General features: G+C 62.9%; 13 protein-coding genes and 2 pseudogenes. 8 read left to right on the top strand and 7 right to left on the bottom strand.

The window, feature by feature from the left end:
- The first annotated feature begins 43 nt into the window (after positions 1-43).
- Both AC3IYI_RS41205 and AC3IYI_RS41200 read left to right on the top strand, forming a co-directional pair.
- Positions 44-487: a transposase gene (locus AC3IYI_RS41205; RefSeq protein WP_489412268.1), complete on the top strand. Its 444-nt coding sequence runs from the start codon at positions 44-46 to the stop codon at positions 485-487.
- A 317-nt stretch (positions 488-804) separates the two neighbouring features.
- On the top strand, positions 805-927 hold the full coding sequence (locus tag AC3IYI_RS41200) for a hypothetical protein (RefSeq protein ID WP_489412147.1): 123 nt from the start codon (positions 805-807) through the stop codon (positions 925-927).
- A gap of 45 nt (positions 928-972) precedes the next feature.
- Here AC3IYI_RS41200 and AC3IYI_RS41195 read toward each other — a convergent pair.
- A protein-coding gene (locus AC3IYI_RS41195) for an IS3 family transposase (protein ID WP_489412064.1) occupies positions 973-2,210 on the bottom strand; the annotation gives its coding sequence in 2 pieces (ribosomal slippage) (positions 973-1,880 and positions 1,880-2,210; 1,239 coding nt in all).
- A 66-nt stretch (positions 2,211-2,276) separates the two neighbouring features.
- A pseudogene (locus AC3IYI_RS41190) lies at positions 2,277-2,546 on the bottom strand (IS30 family transposase); the annotation flags it as partial.
- Between the two features lie 206 nt (positions 2,547-2,752).
- On the opposite strand from AC3IYI_RS41190, the pseudogene AC3IYI_RS41185 reads away from it, so the two are divergent.
- Positions 2,753-3,925: pseudogene (locus AC3IYI_RS41185) on the top strand (IS3 family transposase).
- Positions 3,926-3,964: 39 nt separating this feature from the next.
- Here AC3IYI_RS41185 and AC3IYI_RS41180 read toward each other — a convergent pair.
- Both AC3IYI_RS41180 and AC3IYI_RS41175 read right to left on the bottom strand, forming a co-directional pair.
- Positions 3,965-4,486 carry an IS3 family transposase gene (locus AC3IYI_RS41180; RefSeq protein WP_489412146.1) on the bottom strand — a complete coding sequence of 174 codons (522 nt, stop codon included), beginning with the start codon at positions 4,484-4,486 and terminating at the stop codon, positions 3,965-3,967.
- A complete protein-coding gene (locus AC3IYI_RS41175) occupies positions 4,483-4,773 on the bottom strand; it encodes a transposase (protein WP_489412145.1) in 291 nt (96 codons plus the stop codon). The genes AC3IYI_RS41180 and AC3IYI_RS41175 overlap by 4 nt, the downstream gene beginning before the upstream one ends.
- A gap of 459 nt (positions 4,774-5,232) precedes the next feature.
- Here AC3IYI_RS41175 and AC3IYI_RS41170 point away from each other — a divergent pair, with 459 nt between their 5' ends.
- The 5 genes from AC3IYI_RS41170 to AC3IYI_RS41150 are packed head-to-tail and all read left to right on the top strand — an operon-like array spanning position 5,233 to position 7,557.
- Positions 5,233-5,541, top strand: coding sequence for a hypothetical protein (locus tag AC3IYI_RS41170; RefSeq protein WP_489412144.1), 309 nt, complete (start codon positions 5,233-5,235; stop codon positions 5,539-5,541).
- A 47-nt stretch (positions 5,542-5,588) separates the two neighbouring features.
- Positions 5,589-5,915 (top strand): transposase, encoded by a 327-nt coding sequence (locus AC3IYI_RS41165; protein ID WP_489412267.1) that lies wholly within the window; start codon positions 5,589-5,591, stop codon positions 5,913-5,915.
- 53 nt (positions 5,916-5,968) lie between these two features.
- Positions 5,969-6,424 (top strand): IS3 family transposase, encoded by a 456-nt coding sequence (locus AC3IYI_RS41160; RefSeq protein ID WP_489412143.1) that lies wholly within the window; start codon positions 5,969-5,971, stop codon positions 6,422-6,424.
- Positions 6,376-6,747, top strand: coding sequence for a DDE-type integrase/transposase/recombinase (locus tag AC3IYI_RS41155; RefSeq protein WP_489412142.1), 372 nt, complete (start codon positions 6,376-6,378; stop codon positions 6,745-6,747). The genes AC3IYI_RS41160 and AC3IYI_RS41155 overlap by 49 nt, the downstream gene beginning before the upstream one ends.
- A 57-nt stretch (positions 6,748-6,804) precedes the next feature.
- On the top strand, positions 6,805-7,557 hold the full coding sequence (locus AC3IYI_RS41150) for a transposase family protein (protein WP_489412078.1): 753 nt from the start codon (positions 6,805-6,807) through the stop codon (positions 7,555-7,557).
- A 91-nt stretch (positions 7,558-7,648) separates the two neighbouring features.
- On the opposite strand, the gene AC3IYI_RS41145 is transcribed toward AC3IYI_RS41150, so the two are convergent.
- From AC3IYI_RS41145 to AC3IYI_RS41135, 3 genes are all read right to left on the bottom strand, one after another.
- Positions 7,649-8,457 (bottom strand): IS5 family transposase gene (locus AC3IYI_RS41145; RefSeq protein WP_489412001.1). Its coding sequence is split into 2 segments (ribosomal slippage): positions 7,649-8,137 and positions 8,140-8,457, totalling 807 coding nucleotides; the frame shifts between segments, so codons are not numbered across the junction.
- Between the two features lie 74 nt (positions 8,458-8,531).
- Positions 8,532-9,365, bottom strand: a complete 834-nt coding sequence (locus AC3IYI_RS41140) for a hypothetical protein (protein ID WP_489412141.1) — start codon at positions 9,363-9,365, stop codon at positions 8,532-8,534.
- 530 nt (positions 9,366-9,895) lie between these two features.
- Positions 9,896-11,254 carry an outer membrane protein assembly factor BamB family protein gene (locus AC3IYI_RS41135; RefSeq protein WP_489412266.1) on the bottom strand — a complete coding sequence of 453 codons (1,359 nt, stop codon included), beginning with the start codon at positions 11,252-11,254 and terminating at the stop codon, positions 9,896-9,898.
- Positions 11,255-11,555 lie beyond the last annotated feature (301 nt).

The following is an 11,555-nucleotide window of genomic DNA, read 5'->3' as shown; positions in this document are numbered from 1 at the left end:
ACGAGACCGTCCACCACCGTTCACACCAGCCCGCCCAAGCAGCCTGAAAACCACACATCAACGCCTCCACGAAAACCGGGGCGGTTCAACCTGCCCGGCCTGCCCCGTCCGCCCCCAGTGCACCAACGCGGCCAGCGGTCCCCGCCCACTCGCGCCGCTGCCCACCCGCGAACGGCACGAGATCCAGCAACGGAACCGTCTGGACCAGCAAACCAAGGATCGGCAGCGCCGATACGCGATCCGCGCCGGCATCGAAGCCACCCTCTCCCAGAACGTCCGCACCTGCGGCCTGCGCCGGATCCGCTACCGAGGCCTGCCAAGAACACACGTCCAGCACGTACTCGGCCTGGCCTGCAACGTCACTCGCGTCACCGACTGGATCACCGACCCGACCCGCCCCGACGACCCCCCAGTCGTTTCCACGCCCTCTGCACGGCCGCCAGTTGCCCCCTCACAAGATCGCCAACAGGGTCCTGGTATTGGCTAAAGGGAGCGAATACCCCATCCGAGCAGATTGAAAGAAGCTTGGAAGCCGTGCGCCGCCGCCTGACGCCCTCTCATGCCACTCAAGGTCCTATCACACCAAGCACATGCTGAACGGCCGCGTAGAGGCCCATTATGTAGGTCTGCTTTCTGACAGAAGCTGCCAGAACTTGTGCTGGAGACCTTCCCTCCTGTCTCGGTGGACCCTGACCTGCCTCATCATTTTCTACGAGTGTGTCTGAAGGTTTGCGTAAGTCCGTGATGTGAAAGCCTGGCCCGGGGCTCGGCCTCGTGCCTGTGGGCAGGCGGATCGGATGAGTCATGGCAGACAAGACGGAACCAGCCGCCTCGGTGGCGGCCGGAGAGAAGATGGCTGACGAGGTGGTCGAGCGGCCGCCCGGCAGGGCTGATGCCTCGGGGCAGCTCTGCTCGGTGGGCAGGTGAGGTTCCCCGGGCCTTCCCCCGTGATGGTGGGCACGCGGTTATTGATCACGCGGCGAGCGTGAGTTTAGCGGCGTGGTGTCGGCGTTCGTATTCGTTGGGGCTGAGGTAGCCGTTGGCGGAGTGCCGGCGGCGGGTGTTGTAGCGGGTCAGCCAGGCGAAGACGGTTCTGCGGCAGGCGTCGGCGTTGCCGTAGTCGCGGGTGTCTTGGAGGGTCTCGCGTTTCAGGGACGCGTGGAAGCTCTCGCAGGCCGCGTTGTCGGCGCTGGTGCCGACCGCGCCCATGGATTGGGTGACCCCGAGCTGTTCGCAGAGGTCGGCGAAGGCCCGGGAACCGTATTGGGCCCCGTGGTCGGAGTGGAACACGGCGCCATCCAGGCCGCCGCGGGTCGAGGCGGCCATCTGCAGTGCGTCGGTGACCAGGCTGGTGCGCATGTGGCCGGCGATGGACCAGCCGACGACTTTGCGGCTGAAGCAGTCCAGCACGGTGGCGAGGTAGAGGAACTGCCCGCCCGCGAGCGGCAGATAGGTGATGTCGCCCATGTATTTCCGACCCGGTCCGGTGGCGGTGAAGTTCCGCTGGAACAGATCAGGAACCGGTGAGGCTGAGGGGTCTGGGACGGTGGTGCGGACGCGTCTGCGCAGGCGGATGCCGGTGATGGAGAACGTCCGCATGACGCGGGCGACCCGCTTCTCGTTGACCTGCCGCCCTTTCTCCCGGAGCTCGGCGGTCACTCGCGGGGAGCCGTAGGCGCCGCCAGACTCGCCGTGGATCCTACGGATCTCCTCGGCCAGGAATCGGTCCTCCCGCTGTCGGGTGACCCGGGCCTCGGCACCGGCGAGCCACTTGTAGTAACTGGACCGGTTCACGTCCAGGACTTGGCAGAGCCGCTTCACCTCGTAGGTGTTCCGGTGGTCGTCAACGAACTGGAAGCGGCTCCTCACCAGTTCGTCTCTCCGGCGAAATACTTGGCCGCCTTGCGGAGTATGTCCCGCTCAGTGGCGAGCTTGCACTCACTTGCCTCAAGCTCGGCCACCCGGGCCTCCAGCTGCCGGACCCGCTCGTCCGGATCAGCGGACGGCACCGCCGCCTGAGGCCGGGCGTCCGGCTTCGCGACCGCGGCGGTGACCCCACGGCGTTCGCGGTCCCGCAGCACCCACTCACGCAGGGTCGCCCGGTTGACACCCAGGTCAGCGGCGATGCTCTTGTACGTCGCCCCAGGTGTGGACTCGTACAGGGCCACGGCATCGGCCTTGAACTCGTCCGAATAGTCCTTCATCGCCATCGGCGGTCTTCTCGCTTCCTCCGGATCAAGCAGATCCAGTATCAGCGTGTCCACCACTCAGGGGGAGCCCCCGAGCTCGTCCAGGCTTATCGGTGGCATACCGCCAGCGTGACGGAACCACCGTGTTCCGACCGGACATGAAACACCCACGGCCAGCGCGGCCTCTGCCGACGTCACTCCCGACGCGATCCGCCGCCAGAAGTGGCGCTGCACCGCACGAGAGGGCTCCGGCCGGCCCGGTGAACGCATCGGCGGTCGCATCGCCCGATCCGCCGCCCACTGCCGTCGCACTCCCGCCGGCACCTCCGGCACCTTCTGCTTCTCGTCTCGTCCCATCGCGCACCTCCATGATCAAGGTGTTGCGACGACCGATTGAATCCACCCTGTGTTCCGCGATCGGAATGGAAGATGACGCCTTCGACGGTGCCACCACGGGTGGCCACGGCCGCTTCCAGGGCGTCGACGACGAGGGTCTGAGGTGCCCCGAAGTTCGCGGACTCCCGCCATGCAAGAGATACTTACCTTGACCAAAGGATAGGTAAGTGGCAAAGCGCACGACCCCGTACTCGGCAGAACTCAAAGAGCGAGTAGTGCGGGAAGTACTCGACAAATCACGCCCCCACGCGGATGTCGCCAAGGAGTTCGGTGTCACCGAGAGCTCGTTGAGTCGTTGGGTCGCCCAGTACCGGAAGCGGCACCTCGCAGGCGAACCGATGGCAGATTCCATCGCCGCGGACGAGCGTGTCCGCGAGTTGGAGAAGAAATTGCAGGAGGTCACCACCGAACGGGACTTCCTAAAAAAAGCGGCAGCCTTCTTTGCCCGCGACCATCGGTGACCGAGAAGTATGAGTTCATCGACGGCGAGAAGGACAATTTCCCGATCACGGGCATGTGCACCTGGCTTGACGTTTCCACCTCTGGTTTCTACTCCTGGAAAATGCGACCGGCTTCGCCCACTTTTCGAGCGGCGTGAAAAACTGAAGCTCATCATTCGTCATGTCTTCGACGAATCCGATGGCACCTACGGATACCGCCGAGTTCACGCCGCCCTCGGCCGCAAGGGCGTCGAGGCAGGGCCCGAGCTGGTGCGTCTCCTGATGCGGGACCTGGACCTGGTCCCCTGCCAGCCAAGGCCCTGGCGGATCACGACCGTGTCAGACAATGATCAGCCGGCACTCCGGGACTTCCTCGGACGCGACTTCACGGCCGCCGCTCCCGGACAGAAACTGGTGGGAGACATCACATACATCCACACCTGGGACGGCTTCCTCTACCTGGCGACGGTGATTGACTGCCACACCAAGGCCGTTGTCGGCTGGTCCATGGCGAACCACATGAAGACATCCCTCATCTCGGACGCCGTCGACATGGCAGCGGGCAATATCAAGCTCGCTGATGGATGCATATTTCACTCTGACAGAGGAAGCCAGTACACTTCACAAGAGTTCCGAACGAAACTTCAAAGGATGCAAATGCGGCCCTCGGTCGGCAAGACCGGAGTCTGCTGGGACAACGCCATGGCCGAGTCTTTTTTCGGAGCCCTGAAGAACGAACTCGTGTATCGCACTACCTTCCCGTCCCGGGAACACGCACGCAAGGCGATAGTGCGGTACATAGAAGTCTTCTACAACCGTAGACGCCTGCACTCGGGACTTGGGTACAAGACCCCGCAAGAGGTTCACCGCGAATACGAGAAGATACAGCTCGCAGCGTAAGTTTCTCGCGCAAGCACAGTCCGTTTTCTTCGGTGCCCCTCAGTCGGTCCGCATGTGGTCGGCCATCGACCAGCCCACGACCCGTCGCGAGTGGATGTCGATGACGGTCGCCAGATACATCCAGTCTTTTCCGACCGGCAGATACGTGATGTCCCCGCACCAGCGCACATCCGTCCGTGGGGCGGTGAAGTCGCGTTCCAGCAGGTCCGGGGCCTTCGGCGTCCGCGCGTCCTGCACCGTGGTCCGTTTTCCCCTGCGGAGGTGACGGCCGGTGATGCCGGCCGCGCGCATCAGTCTCGCGACCCGCTTGTGGTTCACGGCCGGGCCGGTTTCCCGTAGCTCGCGGGTAATCCGCGGCACTCCGTAGGCACCCCGCGTTGTGCCGTGGATGGTCCGGATCTGCTCCGTGAGAGCCGCCTCGGCTTCCGCCCTGGCGGCGAGGGTCGGCCCTGCCAGGCGCCAGCGGTAGAAGCCCGAGCGGGAAACCTGCAGGATTCTGCACAGCCGCTGGATGCCGTACTCCACATGGTGGTCGGAGATGAACCGCCAGCGGCCGGTCAACGACCCATCTCCTTCGCAAAATACTGGGCAGCCTGGCGGAGAATCTCCTTCTCCAGCTCCAGCTCACGGACCTGCTTGCGCAGCCGCTCCAGCTCTTTACGCTCCGACGGTGTCACCGCGTCACCGTCCGCGCCAGCGGCGGGCTGGGCCTTGCGGACCCACTGGCGCAGCGACTCGCCGTTGACCCCGACCTCCTTGGCCACCGAGCCGACCGTCCGGCCGGTGGACAACACCAGCTCGACCGCGTCCCGCTTGAACTCCTCCGAATACCGGGCAGCACCCACCACGACACCTCCATCTCGGATCCCACGATCTGATCCTTAAGAGATGTCCACAAACAGGGGCAAACCCCAAAGCGGACCAAGCCCACAGCACGAGCCGGCGCGGTGGCTCGGGTCGGGCGCCGAAGCTGAGGTTTCCTCAGTGCCAGCTCGCTCGTTGGCAAAGCATGAATATGGACCGCAGAACCGTTCCCGCGCCACGGTCGGCTTCTTCCGGACCGGGCAGTGGCTACGGAAGCGTCTCGGACACGCCGATCTACGACGAGGTCGTACGGATCTGGCTTCAGGCGGGGCGCGAAGTACCACGGCCTTCCGGGCAGGACCCGAGGCGGCAGGTAGCCTGATAGCGCACACGGTCCTACAACCGAAGCTTTCCGGCAGAGCGGGGTGCGGCGTAAGGCTTCGGCGTGCGGTTCCTGGGTAAGGCTGGCCTGCAGACGGTCCACGGTAAGGGAGCAGCAGGCAGTGGCAGTGATCATGTCGGTCGGTACCGGAGCCACCATGAAGGTCCGTCCTTATGCACAGCGGGACTTGGAACGGGTGGTGGAGCTGTTCGAGAACGACCGGCTGCCCGGCCGTCCGGCAGCGACCGCAGACATGCTCAGGCCTGTGCTTGCCGAAAGCCGTCCGGGCGCTGAGGCCCCCTCGCTGCTGGAGGAGTCGCGCACGGAGGTGGCGGTCGACAGCAGCGGCAAGGTTGTGGGTGTCATGGGCTGGGCGGTTCGCGCGCAGGGCGGTGAGGGGCTGCTGCGGTGGCTGCACTGCGTGGAGTGAACCGTTCCGGGTTCGATAGAGACTCGATTCCGTGAAAGGATCGAGTCATTGCACGACCTTCCCGCTACCCCCTCGAGTTCCGACGCCGTGCGGTGCGCATGTTCGCCGAGGTCCGCGACGATCACCCGAACGAGACGGCCGCACTGCAGACGGTGGCCGAGAAACTCGGCATCGGGTCGCGCGAGACCCTGAGAAACTGGGTCAAGCAACAAGAGATTGACGCGGGGACGCGTCCGGGGGCGACGACGGAGGAATCCGTCCAGCTCAAGGCGCTGAAGAAGGAGAACGCCGAGCTGAAGCGGGCGAACGACATCCTCAAAGCCGCGGCGAGTTTCTTCGCGGCCGAGCTCGACCGGCCACACACACGCTCGTAGCGTTCATCGACGAGCACCGGGACCGCTTCGGCGGCGTCGAGCCGATCTGCCGCGTGCTGACCGCACACGACTGCAAGATCGCACCCTCCACCTACTACGCCCACCACAAACGCACAGCCCTGCCATCCGCCAGGACCGTGCGTGACGCCGAACTGAAAGAGCTGATCCGCGAGGCTTCCGAGGCCAACTACCGTGTCTACGGAGCGCGGAAGATCTGGCGCGAACTGAACCGGCAGGGACATGCCGTGGCCCGCTGCACGGTCGAGCGCCTGATGCGCGAGCTGAAGATCGCCGGCGTGGTCCGCGGGAAGCGAGTGATCACCACGCTCCCCGGCGGACAGGCCGGGCGGGCTCCGGACCTGCTGGACCGCGACTTCGTCGCCGGCGCCCCGAACCGCTGCTGGGTCGCCGACTTCACCCACGTGAAAACCTGGGCCGGGTCGTCTACGTCGCCTTCGTCGTGGACACCTTCTCCCGCCGGATCGTCGGCTGGTCCGCGGCCACCGTGAAGGAAACCGTCTTCGTTCTCGACGCCCTGGAAATGGCTCTCTGGCAACGCGACCGCGAACAACACCCAGTCCAGCCAGGCGAGTTGATCCACCATTCCGATGCCGGGTCGCAATATACGAGTTTCCGGCTCGCCGAGCATCTGGACGCCGCCGGCATCGCCGCCTCGATCGGATCCGTCGGCGACGCCTACGACAATGCCCTGATGGAGAGCATGATCGGCCTGTTCAAAACCGAGCTGATCAAACCCCGACGCCCCTGGAACACATTGAACCTCTTCCAACCTGACGGGTGGTTGGATCGGGGTTCCCGGTGGTGGGCATGAAGAAAGCTCCTGGTAGACGGGTTCACGACCAAGATCACCAGTCCGCCAGGAGCTCTCGTGCTTGTCTGCCCGTCCGCCATCGATCTGTCCAGCCGCACCCTGCAGCACCTCTCCGGTCTTCTCGCAGGTCACCGCCGCCGCATTGGTTCCCGCTGGCGGTGCCTCACTTGTAGCCGGCAGGCCCTGCTCGTCCTCGCTCACCTGCGCTGCGGCGACACCTACGCCCGCCTCGCGGCGGGTTTTCGGGTTGGGATCGCGACGGTCTACCGGTACATACGCGAGGCCGTCGACCTCCTGGCCGCCCTCGCGCCCACGCTCGAACAGGCCATGCAGACCGTGCGGAAGAAGGCGTACGTGATCCTCGACGGCACCGTGCTGCCGATCGACCGCATCGCCGCCGACCGGCCGTACTACTCGGGGAAGAAGAAGCATCACGGCATGAACGTGCAGGTCATCGCCGATCCGGCCGGGCGTTTGATCTGGGCATCGGACGCGCTGCCCGGGGCCACTCACGACCTGACCGCGGCCCGGACCCATGGCATTCCCGCCGCTCTCGCCACCGACGGCGTCAAGTGCTGGGCGGACAAGGCCTACCAAGGTGCGGGTCCTGCCGTCCGCGTCCCGTTCCGGGGCAAGAACCTTCGCGGCTGGCGCCGACGTCACAACCGGGACCACGCCAAGATCCGCAGCCTCGGCGAACGCGCCATGGCGACCCTCAAGTGCTGGCGACTCCTGCGGAAGCTCCGCTGCAGCACCACCCGAATCACCGCAGTCGTCCGAGCCGTCGTCGCCCTCGAACTCGCCAACTGATCAAGATGGAAAAGGCTCAATCAGTAGAGGCTGGGGATCAACGGCACAGAAAAGTCGCATTATCCAGACGCCTTAAGAGCTCGTAACACGATCATGAGTCGGGCTTGTTGAGGCGTCGCCAGCAGATGAGGCTGCAGGCGAGGGAGACGAAGGCGTCGTGGAGTTCGGTGCGGCGTTCCCATCGGACGGCCAGTCGTTTGAACTGGTGGAGCAGGGCGAAGGTCTGTTCCACGACGTAGCGGAGCTTGCCCACGCCCTTGATGTTCGGGGCTCCTTTGCGGGAGATGACGGGCAGGATACGGCGTTTGCGCAGCTCATCGCGGTTGGGGTTGGAGTCGTAACCCTTGTCTCCGAGCAGGGCCTCGGGCCTCCGGCGGGGCCGGCCGGGACGGCCTGCCACGGGTGGGATGCCGTCGACCAGGGCGAGGGTCTGGGTGACGTCGTTGACGTTCGCCGCTGTCGTGATGACTTTGAGCGGGGTGCCGCGTCCGTCGCAGATCAGGTGGTGCTTGCTGCCCGTCTTCCGCCGGTCGACCGGCGACGGACCGGTGTCGGCGCCCCCTTTTTCGCCCGGATGTGGGAGCCGTCCACGCAGGCTCTGGACCAGTCGAGGCGGCCGGCCGCGTGCAGCTCCGCGAGCAGGATGCGGTGCAGTTGTTCGAAAACCCCGGCCTGCTGCCACCGCTCCAGTCTTCTCCAGCACGTCTGCCCGGACCCGAACCCCAACTCAGGCGGCAGAAGTTGCCAGGCGATGTCGTTGCAGAGCACGTACAGGATGCCCTGCAGGCACAGCCGGTCAGCCACCGGCCGCGGCCCTGGTGACCTCGTCGGCCAGGGCGGCAGCAGCGGCTCGATCAGCGCCCACAAGTCGTCGTCCACGATCCACGGCCGAGTGCTCACACCATCACGAACGGTCGAATCGTCACACCGGTCACGCCCGACCAGGACTTCTCATCAAGATCCTGTTACGAGCTCTAAGCGCCCGGGGGAGAAACTCGCTCCCACCCTGTCGGGCCATGCGAATGAAAAGAGAACACCCCAAGGTGATCCATTGTGCATACGGCCGGACGGGAGTAAGGATGCATCACTGGAAAAAATTCCAATACCCCACGCCTATAGAACGTGATCCTAGCGTGTTCAGGCTCCCACTTCCCCGATGGGGTTCGCCCGATTGACGCTATGTACCCGTCACCGTTTACATCGACCGCATAGATTTCCGCACTGTCGAAATGGCTTACAATTTGCACACTTGCTACTGGACTCGGGAACGAAATGTCACATTCTTTCATACTCTTGGAATCCACGAAAAAGACGACCCCATCGCTGCCAAGAAGAATCAGAGACGGGAATTTTTCGCCCTCTGACCGGATCGCCCCGGCGATGGAGACCACGTGACGCGCTCCGTAAAACCCGACTTCTTCGAGCGCAGCCTGTCCTTGAGTGCCTAGAAATTTCCTAATGATCCCATTTTCTATCAGGTCGACAGAAAATTCACCGCCACTCGACATATTCAGATTATAGTTCGAAGAAAACTCGCCTTTCGGAAGCTGGTAAAAGTCGCGCGGTTCATTAGGGGACCGCCGAATCCACAACCTTTTGCACCTCTCCTTCATATCGAAAGATGTTCCATGTACGAGGCTCGCGACCTTTCCATCCCGAGTGATCAAGTAATCCGAGGATAGCCGGAGAAGCGCATCAGGGTAGACATGTTTAGCCCACGCTTGGCAGCCAGTTTCCTTTATTTCGGTAACCCAAAGGTTCCCAGAGGAATCAGCAATCTCGAAGGTCACAATCCAGTCGATGAGCACATTAGAAATCATAGAGCTCGCCCGACATGCCTCCAGGTTGAACCGCATCCAGCCGGACCGGTTAAGATCGGCTGCCATGTAGAGGAGGTAGCTTTCACCTCCCTCGGAAATTATAGCAAAAGCCTCTACCGCCCAGTTCTTTGCTGGATTCGAGAAAAGCGTGAGTGGAGCAGGATGTGTAATATCTGCTTGCGGGGTAACGCTACTACCTCTGCAAGCCTTTCCGCCTCGTCTCTCGGGAATCAAAACATCCCCTTCTCTTGGTGATCTATGGGTACAAGATCGTCTCGCCGGAATTTAGATTATCGGTTAATGCTGCACCAATTACGTCTTTGCATTTTTTGCCCCGGTCCGTCAGGGCAGATGTTCCTTCGCGTAGCGCGCAGTAGTCGGCTGGGAACGATATACTGACATCGTTCCCAGCCCGGGAATCCATGGCTTTCTTTTCTATGTCGGCCAGCGGATCTTGCGTTATTCCTGTTTCCTGCCGACAAAATGTGCCCGTCGCTGCGTCAGGCCTAGCCATTACCTCATTTGTGAGGAACCAGGGTGGAAGGAGGCGAAGGGAGACTGGGACACACGGTTGCGGCACACATGGACGGAGTGGGTGAGGGTACGGGAACCGTGGGCTGGAGGGCAGCGCAACCCGGCGTCAAACACGCAGGTGAGGGTACGGGAACCGTGGGCTGGAGGGCAGCGCAACCCGGCGTCAAACACGCAGGTGAGGGTACGGGAACCGTGGGCTGGAGGGCAGCGCAACCCGGCGTCAAACACGCAGGTGAGGGTACGGGAACCGTGGGCTGGAGGGCGGCACAACCCGGCGTCAAACACGCAGGTGAGGGCGCAGGAGTCGTGCATGTAGAACAGGGCGGAACGGGGGTCGGCGTGGCGAAGGCGTAGAGGTGATGGTTGGCGGAGCCCACCACAACAACCCCCTGCGACAGCGAAGGAGAGGCAGCGACTTCACCACCCAAGGCGGCGCTCCATTGCACGCTTCCGTCCGTCCTGTTCAGAGCCCAGAGCGAGGTCCCTGCTCCTACGAAGACCACTCCCTGTGTCGTGTGAGCCACGGAGGAGAGCACAGATCCGGCGAAGATACGACACCAGACCTGGGCTCCTGTCAGGCTGGATACAGCATGGAGCCTTCCAGGCTCGTTGGGTGCTCCGCTTCGAGTGCCGATGTAGACTTTTCTGTCGCCTGCTGCGTCCGCATCACTGAGGGCCGGCGAAGCAACAATCGTTTGACCGGTGTGATAGGTCCAGAGTTGGTTCCCCGTCGAGGCATCGAAGGAGTACAAAGTACCTGCTGTCGTCGCGGCGTAGACCCGAACCTGATCCGTAGCGACAGCTCCTACGACAGCTCCATTCGTCACAACGCGCCAGAGGCATGCTCCCGTGCTGGCCTGCAGTGCGAAGACCTCACCAGCACTGTTAGCAGCTAGGATTACATCGACATTTCCCAGTCTGGTAGAAGCCGGCGATGAGAGTACTTCGGCCTGTGTCTGGAAGCTCCACATCGCCTGGCCGTTGTGACTAAGGGCTACGATTTTGCCCGTGGAGGTTCCAACGAACACTCGATGCTCACTGAAGGTTGTGCCGTACGTGACGAGCGGCGAGGAAGAGTTGTACTCGCCTGGTTGGCCGTGCACCCACAAGCGAGCACCTGTTGCCCCATCCACTGCATGCAATACCCCATCAGATGATGAGACGAACACCCTTCCCCGTGAATAGGCTGGAGACGATTCGACGAGTCCGTTTGTCGCATATCGCCACTTCACCGCGCCAGTCTCTCGATCTAGCGCATAGAGGCCTCCATCATTGGAGCCCACGAAAACCGTGTTTCGCACAATGGCAGCGGATGACTTGATGTACCCGTTAAGGTTACTCATCCATTTGACCTGAAGATCCTTCGTGGTGAACGGATCCGCCAATGAGAACGTAGGGTGACTACCCGTTCTCTGTGGGTTGTGGCGAAACATCGACCAGTCAGATGAGGTTTCAGCTTCTCCAGAAAGAGGCGTAATTGAACCTCCCGGAGTAGGAGCCGGTACAGGCGTGGGGCCTCCAAATTTCCCGGTTTGGGAAACCTTGAGCATTTTAGTTTCCGCAGCCACCGCCGTAGAGTTAGCGACAGTTGCTACGCGATTGACCCTACGCCCATCGCTCCCTTCTAGGCCTCTTGGTGTAGCC

Source organism: Streptomyces sp. GL_148, from assembly GCF_057834205.1.
Note: the sequence above shows the minus strand (reverse complement) of the source record. Positions and strands in the feature narration are given on the sequence as shown.